Consider the following 15529-nt stretch of genomic DNA (forward strand, 5'->3'; position numbering starts at 1 on the left):
GTCCTTGGCAATCACGAAGATCCTCGTCGCCAACCGATCCGAAATCGCCATCCGCGTCTTTCGCGCGGCCAATGAACTCGGCCTCAAAACCGTGGCGATCTGGGCGGAAGAGGACAAATATTCGCTGCATCGCTTCAAGGCCGACGAAAGCTACCAGGTCGGTCGCGGGCCGCATCTCGCCAAGGATATGGGGCCGATCGAGAGCTACCTGTCGATCGACGAGGTGATCCGCGTCGCCAGACTGTCGGGCGCAGACGCGATCCATCCGGGTTACGGCCTGCTGTCGGAGAGCCCGGAATTCGCCGAGGCATGTGCTGCCGCCGGCATCACCTTCATCGGGCCGAAGCCGGAGACGATGCGCCGGCTCGGCAACAAGGTCGCTGCGCGCAACCTGGCGATCGAGGTCGGCGTGCCGGTCGTGCCCGCCACCGATCCGCTCCCGGACGACATGGAAGCAGTGAAGAAGCTCGCCGCGGGAATCGGCTATCCGGTGATGTTGAAGGCCTCGTGGGGCGGCGGCGGCCGGGGCATGCGCGCCATCCGTGCCGAAGCCGATCTCGCTCGCGAGGTGATGGAGGGCAAGCGCGAGGCCAAGGCCGCCTTCGGCAAGGACGAGGTCTATCTCGAGAAGCTGATCGAGCGCGCCCGCCATGTCGAGGTCCAGGTGCTCGGCGACACGCATGGCAACGCCGTCCATCTGTTCGAGCGCGACTGTTCGATCCAGCGCCGCAACCAGAAGGTCGTCGAGCGCGCGCCGGCGCCATATCTCAGCGAGGAACTGCGCCAGGAACTCTGCGGCTATGCGCTGAAGATCGCGCAAGAGACCAGCTATATCGGCGCCGGCACGGTCGAGTTCCTGCAGGACGCCGACACCGGCAAATTCTATTTCATCGAAGTCAATCCGCGTATCCAAGTCGAGCATACCGTCACCGAGATGGTGACCGGCATCGACATCGTGAAGGCGCAGATACATATCCTCGACGGCTTCTCCATCGGCACTCCGGAATCCGGCGTACCGGCGCAGAAGGACATCAAGCTCAACGGTCACGCGCTGCAGTGCCGCATCACCACCGAGGATCCGGAGCAGAATTTCATTCCCGACTACGGCCGCATCACCGCCTATCGCGGCGCGACCGGTTTCGGCATCCGCCTCGACGGCGGCACCGCCTATTCGGGCGCGGTCATCACCCGCTTCTACGATCCGCTGCTGGAGAAGATCACCGCCTGGGCGCCGACGCCGGCCGAGGCGATCGCGCGCATGAACCGGGCGCTGCGCGAATTCCGCATCCGCGGCGTCGCGACCAACCTCACCTTCCTCGAAGCGATCATCAACCACCCGAGCTTCGCCGACAATTCCTATACGACGAAGTTCATCGACACGACGCCGGAACTGTTCCAGCAGGTGAAGCGGCAGGACCGCGCCACCAAGCTGCTCAACTACCTGGCCGACGTCAGCGTCAACGGCCACCCGGAGACGCGCGGCCGGCCGATGCCCAAAGCCGATGCCGCGGCGCCTGTCGTGCCCTATCTCAACGGCAAGCTTCCGGACGGCAGCAAGCAGCGGTTCGATGCGCTCGGCCCGGAGAAGTTCGCGGCCTGGATGCGCGGGCAAGCCCAAGTGCTGGTCACCGACACGACGATGCGCGACGGCCACCAGTCGCTGCTCGCCACCCGTATGCGCACCTATGACATCGCAGGTATCGCCGGCACCTATGCGCGGGCGCTGCCGCAGATCCTGTCGCTCGAATGCTGGGGCGGCGCGACCTTCGACGTCGCCATGCGCTTCCTGACCGAGGATCCGTGGGAGCGGCTGTCACGGGTGCGCGAAGCAGCGCCCAACCTTCTGCTGCAGATGCTTCTGCGCGGCGCCAACGGCGTCGGCTACACCAACTATCCCGACAATGTCGTGCAGCATTTCGTCAAACAGGCGGCCGCCGGCGGCGTCGACCTGTTCCGCGTCTTCGACTGCCTGAACTGGGTCGAGAACATGCGCGTCGCCATGGACGCGGTGGGCACCGAGGGCAAGCTGATCGAAGCGGCGATGTGCTACACCGGCGACATCCTCGACCCGGCTCGGGCCAAATACGATCTCAAATACTATGTCGGGCTGGCGAAGGAACTGGAAGCCGCCGGCGCGCATATCATCGCCGTCAAGGACATGGCCGGGCTTTTGAAGCCGTCGGCGGCGCGCGCGCTGTTCAAGGCGCTGCGCGAAGAGACCGACCTGCCGATCCATTTCCACACGCATGACACGTCCGGCCTGGCCGCCGCCACGGTGCTGGCGGCGGTCGAGACCGGCGTCGACGCCATCGACGCGGCGATGGATTCCTTCTCCGGCAACACCTCGCAGCCCTGCCTCGGCTCGATCGTCGAGGCGCTCAAGGGAACCGAGCGCGATCCCGGCCTCGATCCGCAGTGGATCCGGCACATCTCCTTCTACTGGGAAGCGGTGCGCAACCAGTATGCCGCCTTCGAAAGCGACCTCAAGGGACCGGCTTCCGAGGTTTATCTCCACGAAATGCCGGGCGGCCAGTTCACCAACCTCAAGGAGCAGGCGCGGTCGCTCGGGCTGGAAACACGCTGGCACGAGGTGGCGCAGGCCTATCACGACGTCAACCTGATGTTCGGCGACATCGTCAAGGTGACGCCGTCGTCGAAGGTGGTCGGCGACATGGCGCTGATGATGGTGAGCCAGGATCTCACCGTCGCCGATGTCGAAAACCCGGCGAAGGACATCGCCTTCCCGGATTCGGTCGTCTCGATGCTGCGCGGCGATCTCGGCCAGTCGCCCGGCGGATGGCCGCAAGCGCTGCAGAAGAAGGTGCTGAAGGGCGAGAAGCCGATCACTGTGCGGCCGGGCTCGCTGCTCAAGCCGGCGAACCTCAAGGCCAGCCGCAAGGAGATCGAGGAGAAGCTGGAGCGCAAGCTCAGCGAGTTCGAGTTCGCCTCCTGGCTGATGTATCCGAAGGTCTTCACCGACTTCGCCGCCGCGCAGGAAACCTATGGCCCCGTCAGCGTGCTGCCGACGCCGACCTATTTCTACGGCATGAAGTCGGAAGACGAGATCTTCGTCGACATCGAGAAGGGCAAGACGCTGGTCGTACGCTGCCAGGCGTTCGGCGACGTCGACGAAAAGGGCATGGTCACCGTCTTTTTCGAGCTCAACGGCCAGCCACGCCGCGTGAAGGTGCCGGACCGCGCGCATGGCGCCTCGGCCGCCAAGGCGCGGCGCAAGGCGGAGCCCGGCAACGAGGCGCATATCGGCGCGCCGATGCCGGGGGTGGTCTCCGCGCTCGCGGTTGCCGCCGGGCAGGCCGTCAAGGCCGGCGATGTGCTGCTCTCGATCGAGGCGATGAAGATGGAGACGGCGCTGCATGCCGAGCGCGACGGCGTGGTCGCCGAAGTGCTGGTCAAGGCCGGCGACCAGATCGACGCCAAGGATTTGCTGATCGCATTCGGTTGAGACAAAGCTGTTTGAAGGCAGGCAGCTTAACGGAACTTCTTGACACAACGAGACTGTGCGTTGGTCGAGGGCTAGCTGTCGATGTCGGCGCTGCCCCTCATTGCCCTGCCGGGCATTTCTCCCCGTAAAACGGGGAGAAAGTGGCTGGCCGCAACTTTGGCGCGCTTTCCTTCAACGCCAGTGATTGGCGAAGCCGGCGATGACAGTGTCTTTCTCCCCGTCACTATACGGGGAGAAATGTCCGGCAGGACAATGAGGGGCAGCGCCGGCCTCTGAAGCAGCAAGCCTTTCATGCCGCAGCAATAACGGCTTGACCAGCAGCGTCCGCTCGGGCATCGAACCCGCTCGAAATTGCCGGCCTCCCTTGCGAGTCGCCGGTGAGAAAACGACGCGGAGAAAAAAATGGCCGACGAGATCACCGAGACCAGCCAGACTGTAGCCGCCGGCCAGCTGCGCGCCATCATCGAGCGCATCGAGCGCCTCGAGGAGGAGAAGAAGACGATTTCCGACGACATCAAGGACGTCTATGCCGAGGCCAAGGGCACCGGCTTCGACACCAAGGCGATCCGCACCATCGTCCGGCTGCGCAAGAAGGACCAGGCCGAGCGCCAGGAGGAGGAGTCCATACTCGATCTGTACAAGGCCGCGCTCGGGATGGTCTAAGCCTCATGGCCGGGGCCGGCCATGAGTGAGTTCGACTTCGGCGGCCATCGCGCTTCGGAGTTCCGCCATCGCGGCTTCTGGACGCTGTTCGCCGAGCGGCATCCGGAAGAGAGAGCCCGCCTGGCGAGACGCGGGCCGTGGTTCTGGCAGCGCGGACTGCCGGAGTTCGGCCTGGTTCTTTCCATGTATGTCGCGCCGAGCGAGAATGTGGTCGGCGTCTTCTTCGGCCGCAACGAAAAGCTCGGCGCAACGGAAGTCTGGACAAGGCTGAAGCCTTTCCAGCCGGCAATCGAGGCCCGACTGAAGCTCAGGCCGGAGCAGAGCGCGCAAAACCTTGGCATCAACTCGCAGTGGCGGGTCAACTGCTTCGCCGAGGACAACTGGCCGGCCATGGCCGACTGGCTGGCGACGGAATGCTCGCGTTTCGAGCGCGCCGTGACTGAAGTGCTGAGGCAGGACTAGCTGGCCTATGGCGGCGGACTTCTTCAAATCCCGCTGGCAAGGCAAAACGTCGCTCGACCGGTTGTTCTGGCGCGACATGCTGCTCATCGGCACTGCGATCAACATCGCCTCGTCGGCGGTGGCGCTCGTCCTGCTCGGGCTGAAGCTGCCGCTCTGGCTGGTTCTTACGGTGCATCTCCTGCCGGTGCCCTACAACATCTTCCTCGCCCTTGCCGTCTGGCGAACGGCGGAGAAGACGGGCGGCACCAAGGCAACGCTGATGATGCTGGGCTCGGCGCTCTGGCTGATCGCGACGGTTATTGCCTGACGGGCACCCGATACCGCTCAGACAAAAAGGGCGACCGAAGCCGCCCTTCCTTGGAAATGCAGGTCAGGCGCCGGTCAGGCCGCCGGCTCGAACCGCAGCGCCACGCCGTTGATGCAGTAGCGCAGGCCGGTCGGCGGCGGGCCGTCCTCGAAGACATGGCCGAGATGGCTGCCGCAGCGCGAGCAGTGGCACTCGGTGCGGACCATGCCGTAGCTGCGGTCGACGGTGGTCTCGATCGAGCCCGGGACCGGATCGTTGAAGCTCGGCCAGCCGGTGCCGCTCTCGAATTTCAGCTTGGATTCGAACAGCGGCTGGTCGCAGCCGACGCAAAAGAACGTGCCGGCGCGCTTCTCATAAAGCAGGGCGCAGCTTCCGGGACGCTCGGTGCCGTGGTTGCGCATGACGGCATATTGCTCCGGCGTCAGCCGTGCGCGCCATTCGGCATCGCTGCGGGTGACGGGAAAGGCGTGGGTGTCCATGAAATCTCCTCGGCCTTGGCGGCTCGTTGTTGGTGCAACCGATATTCGCCCCAACATAGGCATTTGTTACAGGCCTGCCCAGTACCGGGACTGACCGGGCAATCGCCGCTGGTTTCGAATTAGCCCGTGCCTATTATCGTTGGCGCTGCCCCTCACCTGCCTGCCGGCATCCTCTCCCCGTATAGTGACGGGGAGAGGGGCGCTCTCATTGATGGTTTCGCTAATCGCCAGCATTGCAGGAAGGACGCCGAGGTTGCGGCCAGCCCCCTTCTCCCCGTCACTATACGGGGAGAAGGTCCCGGCAGGGGGATGAGGGGCGGCGCCGACTTTGGCGATTTGTAGTTGCCACCACGCTCAATGCTTCCTCGAGAGCTGTTTCGTAGCGGCCTCAAGCCCGGCGAGCGTCAGCGGGAACATGCGGCCGCCGAAGATGTCGCGGATCATGGCGATCGAGTGGGTGTAGCGCCAGTTCTTCTCAGCTTCCGGATTCAGCCAAACCGCATTCGGCCATTGCTGCAGCAGCCGCCCGAGCCAGACACCGCCGGCCTCCGGGTTCCAGTGCTCGACCGAGCCGCCGGGATGCACGATCTCGTAAGGGCTCATCGAGGCATCGCCGACCACGATCACCTTGTAGTCAGGCCCGTATTTGTGGATGAGGTCGAAGGTCGGGATCGTCTCGGCAAGCCGCCGTCGATTGTCCTTCCAGACGCGCTCGTAAAGGCAGTTGTGGAAGTAGAAATATTCGAGCTGGCGGAACTCGGCGCGGGCGGCGGAGAACAGTTCCTCGACGCCCTTGATATGATCGTCCATCGAGCCGCCGACGTCGAAGAACATCAGAAGCTTCACCGCGTTGCGCCGCTCGGGCCGGGTTTTCACGTCGAGATAGCCATGTTCGGCGGTGGCATGGATGGTGCCGGGCAGGTCGAATTCTTCCTCGGCGCCCTCGCGCACCCAGCGGCGCAGCCGCTTCAGCGCCACCTTGATGTTGCGCGTGCCGAGCTCGACGGCGTCGTCGAAATTCCTGAACTCGCGCTTGTCCCAGACCTTTACCGCGCGGCGATGCCGGCTCTCGTGCTGGCCGATGCGCACGCCTTCCGGGTTGTAGCCATAGGCGCCGAAAGGCGAGGTGCCGCCGGTGCCGATCCATTTCGAGCCGCCCTGGTGGCGGCCCTTCTGCTCCGCCAGCCGCTGCTTCAGCGTCTCCATCAGCTTGTCGAAGCCGCCCAGCGCCTCGACCAGCTTTTTCTCCTCGTCGGTCAGATGCTTCTCGGCGAGCCGTCGCAGCCATTCCTCGGGGATATTGGCGACATCGACGGTGTCAGGACCGGCAAGCGCCTCGACGCCCTTGAAGACATGCGCGAACACCTGGTCGAAACGGTCGATATGGCGCTCGTCCTTCACCAGGGCCGAGCGGGCGAGATAGTAGAAACCCTCGACATCATAGTCGACCAGCCCCACTTCCAGGCCTTCCAGCAATGACAGATATTCCCTGAGCGAAACGGGAACCCGCGCGGCCTTCAGTTCGAGGAAAAAGGGGATGAACATCGGCCCCTTATAGCAGATCGTATTCGATGAAGCCGGTGCGCCGCGCCACATGGTCGTAGAGCCGGCGCGCGGTGGCGTTGGTCTCGTGCGTCATCCAGTAGACGTTCTTCACGCCGATCTTGCCGGCCTCGTCCTGCACGGCTTTGATCAGTGCCGCGCCGACGCCTTTGCCACGCACGTCCGGGTCGGCGAACAGGTCCTGCAGATAGCAGTTGTTTTTTTCCGACCAGCAGGAGCGGTGGTAGAGATAGTGGGTCAGGCCCACCGCCTTGCCATCGAGCGTGGCGATAAAACCCTTCGGCTCGAACTCGCCCGGCGTGAACAGCCGCTTCCAGGTGACGTCGTAGACCTCGTCCGGCAGCTTGGTCTCGTAGAAGGTGAGGTAGGCGGTCCACAGGCGCCGCCAGTCGGCGTGGTCGGTCTGCGCAAGCGGGCGGGTGGTGATCTCGGACATTTTTCTCCTCCAATGCCTGGTCCGAAGCTGCGGCAGCGGCCGAATGCCGGCAACGGTCCAGAGGCCAGGAAAGCGCTGTTGCTGCCTGCCTATTGCTGCCAGCTATTGTTGGCGCCTGGCCATGAAGGCAAGCCGCTCGAACAGATGCACGTCCTGCTCGTTCTTCAACAGCGCGCCATGCAGTTTCGGCAGCGCGTTCTTGGGGTCGGCGCGCAGGTCCTCCGGCGCGATGTCGTCGGCGACGAGCAGGCGGATCCAGTCGAGCGCTTCGGAGGTCGACGGCTTCTTCTTGAGCCCCGGTACCTCGCGGATCTCGTAGAACTGGGTGAGCGCGGCACGCACCAGGTTCTGCTTGATGCCCGGATAGTGCACGTCGACGATGCGATGCAGCGTCTCGATGTCGGGGAAGCGGATGTAGTGGAAGAAGCAGCGGCGCAGGAAAGCGTCCGGCAGTTCCTTCTCGTTGTTCGAGGTGATGATGACGATCGGCCTGAAATCGGCGCGGATGGTCTCGCCGGTCTCGTAGACGAAGAACTCCATCCGGTCGAGTTCCTGCAGCAGGTCGTTGGGGAATTCGATGTCGGCCTTGTCGATCTCGTCGATCAGCAGAACCACTTTCTTCCGGGCCGCGAAAGCGTCCCAAAGCTTGCCGCGCTTGATGTAGTTCCTAATGTCGCTGAAACGGTCGTCGCCGAGCTGGCTGTCGCGCAGCCGCGAGACGGCGTCGTATTCGTAGAGACCCTGCTGCGCCTTGGTGGTCGACTTGACGTTCCATTCGATGAAATCCAGCCCGAGCGCTGACGCCACCTGACGGGCGAGCTCCGTCTTGCCGGTGCCCGGCTCGCCCTTGACCAGCAAGGGCCGCTCAAGCGCGATCGCGGCGTTGACCGCAACCATCAGATCCTTGTCGGCGACGTAAGCCGCGGTGCCTTCGAAGCGCATTTTTTCTCCCGATCGTCTGGCCGCGACCGTAAGGACGCTGCCCCGGCTGTGCAAGGCGCAGCAGCGCCGCAAGGTGCACGGCACAATTTTGCCGGCCCTTGGACGGCCGTCCTTCTGGCGCTCGGCTAACCATCGGCCTATATTGGCGCTGGCGGTCTGCGCTTCCCGGCAGGAGAAACTTATCCCCGGGGCCTTATCGATCCTTAGGGAGCTGTCCCTGGGAAGACCCGTGGGTTTTCTCACACGGCGCCCACCTACTTTGTAGGCACCCGGGATCGACCTCTCCACCGGTTGTGTGGATCGTCACTTTCCCGATTTTGGGATTGGCGCGGTAGAAAACGTCGCTCCTGAAACTCCATCCAGATCCGGCCTTTTCTAGCGTCTGCGCATGACACATTCCAAAGACCTGAAAAGACATCTCCGCAAGGAAGCGCTGGCGCGGCGCGATGCGCTCGACGAGTTCTGGCGGGTGGAAATCGCGCTCGAAATGGCCGAAACCGCGAAGGAGCAAATCGCGGTCGAACCGGGCCAGGTTGTTTCCGGCTTCTGGCCGATGCGCTCCGAGGTCGATGTGCGGCCGCTGATGTTCGCGCTGCGCGAAAAGGGCGCCAGGCTCTGCCTGCCGGCGATCCTCGACAAGACCACGATCGTCTTCCGCGAATTGGTGCGCGGCGCGCCGATGGTCGAGATGGGCTTCGGCACGGTCGGGCCGCATGAGGAGGCTGAAGTGCTCGACCCCTCCCTCATGCTGGTGCCGCTTGCCGCCTTCGACGCGCGCGGCCACCGTATCGGCTACGGCGCCGGCTATTACGACCGGGCGATCGCCCGGCTGGCCGACAAGGGGTTGACGCCCAGGATGATCGGTATCGCCTTCGACTGCCAGGAAGTTCCGATGGTGCCGGATGAGAACCACGACGTGATCATCCCGGAAATACTCACCGAGAGCGGGTTGCGCCGGTTCACGCCGCAATTGTAGAAATGCGTTTGAAAAACGCATGATCTTTTGCGGAAAGTCATGCAGCTTTTACTTGGCGGGCTTTCGGCGCAGGATCGTATGAGACTTCTCTTCCTCGGCGACATGGTCGGAAAAACTGGGCGCACGGCGGTGTGGGAACAACTGCCGAGGCTGATTTCCGACTTCAAGCTCGACTTCGTCATCGTCAATGGCGAAAATGCCGCCGGCGGCTTCGGCATCACCGAGGAGATTTTTCGCGAAACGCTCGCGGCCGGCGCGGATGTCGTCACCACCGGCAACCATGTCTGGGACCAGCGCGACGCGCTGATCTTCGCGCCGCGCGAGGAGCGGTTCCTGCGCCCGTCCAATTTCCCGAAGGGCACACCGGGGCGCGGCTCGGGTGTCTACATCGCCAGGAACGGCGCGCGGGTGCTGGTTGCCAACATCATGGGCCGCGTCTTCATGCATCCTGAGCTCGACGATCCGTTCCAGGCCGGCGAGCGAGAGCTTGCCGCCTGTCCGCTCGGCGAGCAGGCGGATGCGGCGGTGATCGATTTCCACGCCGAGGCGACGTCGGAAAAAATGTGCTTCGCGCATTTCGTCGACGGCCGCGCCAGCCTGGTGGTCGGCACCCACACGCACCAGCCGACCGCCGACCACCAGATCCTCAACGGCGGCACCGCCTATATCTCGGACGCCGGCATGTGCGGCGACTACGATTCCTCGCTCGGCATGGACAAGGAGGAGCCACTCAACCGCTTCCTGTCGAAAGTGCCAAAGGGCCGTTTCGAGGCAGCGAATGGACCCGCGACCTTGTGCGGCATCGGTGTCGATATTTCCGACCGCACGGGGCTTGCCGAGAAGATCGCGCCGTTTCGTCGCGGGCCGCGGCTGGAGGAAACGGCGCCATCCTTCTGGTCGTGACATTGATATGAGCGAGGCCAGTACCTAACTGGCGACGAAACCCGCGAAAAACTGCTCCAAACATTTGTTTCTACGCAATTCCAGACGGAAAGCCGCTACGCACTTTTCCTGGAATTGCTCCGGATCGTAGAGGGGACGACCTCCATGCAGCTTGTCGAATTCCTGGCGCCGCACTTCGCCTTCGTCTCCAATCCGACCGCGTGGATCGCGCTGCTGACGTTGGTGGTGCTGGAGATCGTGCTCGGCATCGACAATCTGATCTTCATCTCGATCCTGACCAACAAGCTGCCCGAAGCGCAGCGCGCCCGCGCCCGCAGGCTCGGCATCTCGGCGGCGCTGGTCATGCGCCTCATCCTGCTCGCCACCATCTCGATCATCGTGCAGTTGACGGCGCCGGTGTTCACGGCGCTCGGGCATGGCTTTTCCTGGCGCGACCTGATCCTGATCGCCGGCGGCCTGTTCCTGGTCTGGAAGGCGACTAAGGAAATCCACCACACGGTGGATCCGCAGGATCATCAGGACACGATGATGGGTGAAACCCTGCAGATGAGCCTGGCCGGCGCGATCTTCCAGATTCTCTTGCTCGACCTCGTCTTCTCGATCGATTCCATCATCACCGCCGTCGGCATGACCGACGAGATCGCCATCATGTATATCGCGGTGATCGTGGCGGTGAGCGTGATGATGCTGGCGGCCGGGCCGCTTGCCGATTTCATCGCCAGGAACCCCACAATCGTCATGCTGGCGCTCGGCTTCCTGCTGATGATCGGCATGACGCTGATCGCCGACGGCATGGGCTACCATGTGCCCAAGGGCTACATCTACGCGGCGATGGGTTTTTCGGCGCTGGTCGAGGGCCTCAACATGCTGGCGCGGAACCGCAAGAAGCAGAGGTCCGGCGGCGGGCATTGATCTGTTGACTCTTACAATTTTGTACGTACATACTCTTATGTGACGGTGGCGCTTGCAGTTCGAATGGGATCCTGAAAAAGCCCGACGCAACCTTGCTAAGCACGGTGTCGCCTTTGACCTCGCGCTGAAGGTTTTCGACGATCCACTCCATCTGATTGTGCCCGACCGTTTTGAAGATGGAGAGCAGCGATGGCATGCGATCGGTATGGTCGGAATTCAGGTAATCCTGCTCGTTGTTCACACCTACCCGGACCTAACAGACGAAGAACGTGTTCGAATTGTTGGTGCTCGCAAAGCCACCCCGCATGAAAGGAGGCGCTATGAGCAGGAAGAACCTTAGCCAGGATCAGCGCGATCAACTCGCCAAGCTGGCCGATCTGCCCGACGACCAGATCGACACCCTCGATATTCCGGAAGCGCCGGCGGAGAACTGGGTTCACGCTCGCCGGGGTCATCTCTACCGGCCCCTTAAGCAGCCGGTCACCATTCGGCTCGATGCTGACGTGCTCGCCTGGTTCAAGGAGCATGTAGAGGGTGGTGGTTATCAGACTGAAATCAATCGAGTGCTTCGCCGCTATGTGACTGAGCAGGAGAGGCGCCGAGCCTAACGACTATTCGGCCGGAATGCCCTTCGGATGCCGGTCGCCGATCAGGCCGAGCGTCAGCCCCTGTTCCAGCCATGCCTTGGCGCCGGCGAGCACAAGTGTGAAGCCGCCGGTCGAGCCGATCGCCTGGCTGACCTGCTCGTCGCCGGAGCCGGCGAAACCGAAATTGCGGACTTCGAGGAAAGGTCGCATCGCCAGGCATCTGGGTGAAGGTCCAGACGACGGTGGTCGGCGGCTCGCTCCACTGCATGACGATCTTTTCGTTGGGAACGATCTCGCCGACCTCGACCCTGGTCGAGACGCCGTACATGCGCCATTCCCACTCGACCGGCTTGCCGCCATCCAGCCTTCCGCTTGAATGCGTGAACCAGAATTTCGTGGTGATCGCCGGGTCGACGATGGCCTCGAAGACCTCGGCAACCGGCCGGCGGATCAGCATTGCGGTTTCAGCGGTCGGGGCTTCTTTGAGTTCCACTGGATCCTCCTGAAATTGGTCAGGGCAGGTTGATCTGCTAGGAGACGCCGAACCGGTCGTTGAGCCAGGCGAAACGGCGGCTGAAGCCGTAATTGCCAGGCGGCATCAGGAATCCGCCGTCCTTGGCCAGCGCTTCGACGATGCGCTCCAACTCCTCTTCGGAGGAACAGTCGACGAAGAACGAAACCGACGGCGTGAAGGTGAAGGCGTGGTGCACGGGGCTATTGAAGATCATGACCTCCGTACCGCCGATCAACGCGCGTGCCAGCTTGACTGTCCCTTCGGGCCCGTCCTCGCCCGCGCCGTAGCGCGTGATGTCGAGGGCGCGGCTCTGCGGAATGGTCTCGCAATAGAAGGTCATGGCCTCCTCGGCCCTACCTTCGAACATCAGGAATGGCGTTACCTTCATTGCAATCCTCCCTCGGCTCGGATCCCGACTCAGATGTTGGTCTCGTTGGCCGGCTCGCCCTTCATCTCGGCGCGATAGTAGCCGTCGCGCAGGTTGATGCCGTATTCGAGATAGGCCTTCATGCAGGCGAGCATCTGCGACCAGCCCTCGCAATTGAGGTAGGACTTCTTCAGGCCAACCTCGCCTTCGCGCCAGCCGCTCTCGGCGATGGTGACGAAGGTGCCGCCATCGTCCAGCGGCTCGAAATTCATCTCGATGCGGGTCTTGTAGGCCGGCTTGCCCTCGGCGTCGGTCGCATCCCAGCGCAGCACGATGCGCTTGTCTTTCGTCACTTCGTCCACTTCGACGGGCACCGTCTTCCACCAGGTCACGGTGGTGCCGGGAACGAGCGGCGCGGAGGCGCCGCCGATGGTGGTGAAGTAACCGCTGAGCTTCGTCGGATTGACCACGGCGTCGAAGACCGCGGCGACCGGTTTGCCGATGCGGCCGGAAATCCTGAATCCAAGGGACATATCCACAGCTCCTTCCTTGCTGCTTGAAACAATATGTTATAGAAACATAACATGTCAAGTCAAACCGCAGACGATCATGTTTTCAAAGCCTTGGCGCACCCCCGGCGGCGCGAGCTGCTCGATCGGCTGAAGGATCAGCCGCAGACCACCGGCGCGCTCTGCGAGGCATTCCCGGACATGGACCGCTGCACCGTGATGATGCACCTGAAGGTGCTGGAGGAGGCCGATCTGGTCGTGGCGCGGCGCGAGGGGCGCGAGCGCTGGAACCATCTCAACGCGCTGCCGATCAAGCAGATCCACGACCGCTGGATCAGCCAGTATGCCGGCCACGCGATCAGCATCCTCGACCGGCTCAAATCCGATCTGGAGGGTTGATCCGGTCCGCGCCAGACATATGCCAGGCTGCCTTGACACCGGGCCGACGGCGCGGCTGGACGAATTGAGCCGATTTATCTATAAGCCGGCCATTCCGACAGAGAGCGCCGCATGCCTTCGCAGGCATGGCCCAGACGTTCTGGAAATTTGAATTCGAGCATTTTGCCGATGCCGGGGCATCGCGCCCGGGCGAAAAATGCTCTAGCCGAACACGACAGGGGTGCCATGGCTGGCCATTCACAGTTCAAGAACATCATGCACCGCAAGGGCCGTCAGGACGCGGTACGGTCGAAAATGTTTTCCAAGCTGGCGCGCGAAATAACCGTCGCCGCCAAGACCGGCACGCCGGATCCGGCGATGAACCCGCGGCTGCGCCTTGCCGTGCAGAACGCCAAGGCGGTGTCGATGCCGAAGGACAACATCCAGCGCGCCATCAACAAGGCTTCCGCCGGCGACGGCGAAAACTACGAAGCCGTGCGCTACGAGGGCTACGGCCCGGGCGGCGTGGCGCTGATCGTAGAGGCGCTGACCGACAACCGCAACCGCTCGGCCTCGAACGTGCGCGCCGCCTTCACCAAGGCCGGCGGGGCGCTCGGCGAAACCGGATCGGTGTCGTTCATGTGGAACCGGGTTGGCGAGATCTACTATCCGGCCTCGGCCGGTGACGCCGACAAGGTGATGGAAGCTGCGATCGAAGCCGGCGCGGACGACGTGGAGTCGGACGAGGAAGGCCACACCATCTACTGCAGCTTCGAGAATCTCGGCGACGTGTCGAAGTCGCTCGAAGCCGCGCTCGGCGAAGCGGAATCGGTGAAGCCGATCTGGCAGCCGCAGAACAATGTCCCGGTCGATGAAGAGCGGGCGCAGTCGCTGATGAAGCTCGTCGCCACCCTCGAGGACGACGACGACGTGCAGAGCGTTTACGCCAATTTCGAGGTCGACGACGAGACCATGGCCAAGCTCAGCGCGGCCTGATCGGCCGCGCGATCCGATATGAACGAGAAGCCGCTTCCGACCATCCGCATCACCTACTGCACGCAATGCCTGTGGCTGTTGCGTGCAGGCTGGATGGCGCAGGAATTGCTCTCGACCTTCGGCACCGATCTCGGCGAGGTGACGCTGGTGCCGGGCACCGGCGGCATCTTCACCATTGCCTGCAACGACGTGCTTATCTGGGAGCGCAAGCGCGACGGCGGCTTTCCGGACGCGGCGAAACTCAAGCAGCTGGTCCGCGACGTCATCGACCCGGATCGCGATCTCGGTCATGCCGACCGCAAAACGCACAAGAAAACAGACCCCACCTGAGGCGGGGTTTTTGCATGGCGGAGTGCTGTCTTCAGATCAAAGCCATGATGAAGCATGCCATCGCCACGATCGCGGTGATGGTCCGCACATGGTTCCACATCACCCATTCGCTCAGATAGTTTGTCCATACCGTGGCGCCGTTCGCGCTCGCCGGATCGACGGCGGCCAGCGCGTCGTTGAGCGGCACGTTGAAGACCATGGTCACGATCGGGTTGCCGATCAGGTAGATCACAGCGCCGGCAAGCAGCCAGAACGCGCCCGGCTGGCTCCAGCCCATGATGGCGGCCGCGATCAGCGCCAGGCAGATCAGGCCGGTGCCGAAGAGCGCCGTCATGAAGGTCGGCGTGATCACGGTGACGTTGATCGAATTCATGGCGGCGATGCCGCCCGCCGCCGGCAGCCGGGCAAATGCCGGCATGACGAAGTTCGAGAAGGCGAAAAAGACGCCGCCGACGACGCCGGAGCCGATCGCGGCGATGAAAATGACGGTGGGAAGAAGTTTCATCATGTTGGTTGCTCCCGATTTGCAGCAGGCGATGCCCGGTGATCAAAATGTGACAAATCCTCACATTTGCAAAACGTGATAAACCCTCGTATTTTACGAGTCAAGCCAGTTTCGAAAGCCGAGATGCGTTATGGAAGGCAAAGTCGCAGGGATTACCGACCAAGCCGCGATTGCTTCACCGCGGCGGGCGCCGACGCAGCAGCGCAGCCGTGAGCGGGTCGAGCGGATGCTTTCCGC

Annotated in this window: 19 protein-coding genes, 1 other RNA gene and 1 pseudogene; 13 read left to right on the forward strand and 8 right to left on the reverse strand. The window is 63.0% G+C overall.

The window, feature by feature from the left end; genetic code table 11:
• Nucleotides 1–4 precede the first annotated feature (4 nt).
• The 4 genes from pyc (at nucleotide 5) to EOA38_RS10920 (ending at nucleotide 4895) form a co-directional block, all read left to right on the forward strand.
• Complete coding sequence (gene pyc, locus EOA38_RS10900) at nucleotides 5–3463, forward strand: pyruvate carboxylase (protein WP_127299201.1); 3459 nt, start codon at nucleotides 5–7, stop codon at nucleotides 3461–3463.
• A 402-nt stretch (nucleotides 3464–3865) separates the two neighbouring features.
• Nucleotides 3866–4126, forward strand: a complete 261-nt coding sequence (locus EOA38_RS10910; protein WP_040974416.1) for a DUF2312 domain-containing protein — start codon at nucleotides 3866–3868, stop codon at nucleotides 4124–4126.
• A gap of 21 nt (nucleotides 4127–4147) precedes the next feature.
• Nucleotides 4148–4588: a DUF4268 domain-containing protein gene (locus EOA38_RS10915; protein ID WP_126091407.1), complete on the forward strand. Its 441-nt coding sequence runs from the start codon at nucleotides 4148–4150 to the stop codon at nucleotides 4586–4588.
• Between the two features lie 7 nt (nucleotides 4589–4595).
• Nucleotides 4596–4895, forward strand: a complete 300-nt coding sequence (locus tag EOA38_RS10920; protein ID WP_127299191.1) for a hypothetical protein — start codon at nucleotides 4596–4598, stop codon at nucleotides 4893–4895.
• Nucleotides 4896–4969: 74 nt separating this feature from the next.
• Here EOA38_RS10920 and msrB read toward each other — a convergent pair whose 3' ends face one another.
• From msrB to EOA38_RS10945, 4 genes are all read right to left on the reverse strand, one after another.
• Nucleotides 4970–5374: a peptide-methionine (R)-S-oxide reductase MsrB gene (msrB, locus tag EOA38_RS10925; RefSeq protein ID WP_126091409.1), complete on the reverse strand. Its 405-nt coding sequence runs from the start codon at nucleotides 5372–5374 to the stop codon at nucleotides 4970–4972.
• Nucleotides 5375–5728: 354 nt separating this feature from the next.
• A complete protein-coding gene (locus tag EOA38_RS10935; protein WP_127299192.1) occupies nucleotides 5729–6919 on the reverse strand; it encodes a VWA domain-containing protein in 1191 nt (396 codons plus the stop codon).
• A gap of 7 nt (nucleotides 6920–6926) precedes the next feature.
• On the reverse strand, nucleotides 6927–7373 hold the full coding sequence (locus tag EOA38_RS10940; RefSeq protein WP_126091411.1) for a GNAT family N-acetyltransferase: 447 nt from the start codon (nucleotides 7371–7373) through the stop codon (nucleotides 6927–6929).
• Between the two features lie 102 nt (nucleotides 7374–7475).
• Nucleotides 7476–8315 carry a MoxR family ATPase gene (locus tag EOA38_RS10945; RefSeq protein WP_126091412.1) on the reverse strand — a complete coding sequence of 280 codons (840 nt, stop codon included), beginning with the start codon at nucleotides 8313–8315 and terminating at the stop codon, nucleotides 7476–7478.
• A 150-nt stretch (nucleotides 8316–8465) separates the two neighbouring features.
• Here EOA38_RS10945 and ssrS point away from each other — a divergent pair.
• From ssrS to EOA38_RS10975, 6 genes are all read left to right on the forward strand, one after another.
• Nucleotides 8466–8621, forward strand: a non-coding RNA gene (gene ssrS / locus EOA38_RS10950) — 6S RNA.
• An 82-nt stretch (nucleotides 8622–8703) separates the two neighbouring features.
• Nucleotides 8704–9291: a 5-formyltetrahydrofolate cyclo-ligase gene (locus tag EOA38_RS10955; protein ID WP_126091413.1), complete on the forward strand. Its 588-nt coding sequence runs from the start codon at nucleotides 8704–8706 to the stop codon at nucleotides 9289–9291.
• Nucleotides 9292–9369: 78 nt separating this feature from the next.
• Entirely contained in the window at nucleotides 9370–10194 is an 825-nt protein-coding gene (locus tag EOA38_RS10960; protein WP_127299193.1) for a YmdB family metallophosphoesterase, read from the forward strand.
• A 144-nt stretch (nucleotides 10195–10338) separates the two neighbouring features.
• A complete protein-coding gene (locus EOA38_RS10965) occupies nucleotides 10339–11106 on the forward strand; it encodes a TerC family protein (RefSeq protein ID WP_127299194.1) in 768 nt (255 codons plus the stop codon).
• A gap of 52 nt (nucleotides 11107–11158) precedes the next feature.
• Nucleotides 11159–11446 carry a BrnT family toxin gene (locus EOA38_RS10970; protein WP_127299195.1) on the forward strand — a complete coding sequence of 96 codons (288 nt, stop codon included), beginning with the start codon at nucleotides 11159–11161 and terminating at the stop codon, nucleotides 11444–11446.
• Nucleotides 11427–11714, forward strand: a complete 288-nt coding sequence (locus EOA38_RS10975) for a BrnA antitoxin family protein (RefSeq protein ID WP_127299196.1) — start codon at nucleotides 11427–11429, stop codon at nucleotides 11712–11714. The genes EOA38_RS10970 and EOA38_RS10975 overlap by 20 nt, the downstream gene beginning before the upstream one ends.
• 3 nt (nucleotides 11715–11717) lie before the next feature.
• On the opposite strand, the pseudogene EOA38_RS10980 reads toward EOA38_RS10975, so the two are convergent.
• The 3 genes and pseudogenes from EOA38_RS10980 to EOA38_RS10990 form a co-directional block, all read right to left on the reverse strand.
• A pseudogene (locus EOA38_RS10980) lies at nucleotides 11718–12186 on the reverse strand (SRPBCC family protein).
• A 37-nt stretch (nucleotides 12187–12223) separates the two neighbouring features.
• Nucleotides 12224–12595, reverse strand: a complete 372-nt coding sequence (locus EOA38_RS10985; RefSeq protein ID WP_127299197.1) for a VOC family protein — start codon at nucleotides 12593–12595, stop codon at nucleotides 12224–12226.
• A gap of 29 nt (nucleotides 12596–12624) precedes the next feature.
• On the reverse strand, nucleotides 12625–13107 hold the full coding sequence (locus EOA38_RS10990; RefSeq protein ID WP_127299198.1) for an SRPBCC domain-containing protein: 483 nt from the start codon (nucleotides 13105–13107) through the stop codon (nucleotides 12625–12627).
• A 51-nt stretch (nucleotides 13108–13158) separates the two neighbouring features.
• Here EOA38_RS10990 and EOA38_RS10995 point away from each other — a divergent pair, with 51 nt between their 5' ends.
• The 3 genes from EOA38_RS10995 to EOA38_RS11005 all read left to right on the forward strand — a co-directional run bounded on the left by EOA38_RS10995 (nucleotide 13159) and on the right by EOA38_RS11005 (nucleotide 14787).
• Nucleotides 13159–13482, forward strand: a complete 324-nt coding sequence (locus EOA38_RS10995; RefSeq protein ID WP_127234897.1) for a helix-turn-helix domain-containing protein — start codon at nucleotides 13159–13161, stop codon at nucleotides 13480–13482.
• Between the two features lie 225 nt (nucleotides 13483–13707).
• Nucleotides 13708–14457 (forward strand): YebC/PmpR family DNA-binding transcriptional regulator, encoded by a 750-nt coding sequence (locus tag EOA38_RS11000; protein WP_126091419.1) that lies wholly within the window; start codon nucleotides 13708–13710, stop codon nucleotides 14455–14457.
• Nucleotides 14458–14475: 18 nt separating this feature from the next.
• Nucleotides 14476–14787 (forward strand): SelT/SelW/SelH family protein, encoded by a 312-nt coding sequence (locus EOA38_RS11005; RefSeq protein WP_127299199.1) that lies wholly within the window; start codon nucleotides 14476–14478, stop codon nucleotides 14785–14787.
• Nucleotides 14788–14818: 31 nt separating this feature from the next.
• On the opposite strand, the gene EOA38_RS11010 is transcribed toward EOA38_RS11005, so the two are convergent.
• Nucleotides 14819–15295, reverse strand: a complete 477-nt coding sequence (locus tag EOA38_RS11010) for a DUF1772 domain-containing protein (protein ID WP_127299200.1) — start codon at nucleotides 15293–15295, stop codon at nucleotides 14819–14821.
• Nucleotides 15296–15529 lie beyond the last annotated feature (234 nt).

It is taken from the genome of Mesorhizobium sp. M1E.F.Ca.ET.041.01.1.1, assembly GCF_003997355.1.
Classification (GTDB): domain Bacteria; phylum Pseudomonadota; class Alphaproteobacteria; order Rhizobiales; family Rhizobiaceae; genus Mesorhizobium.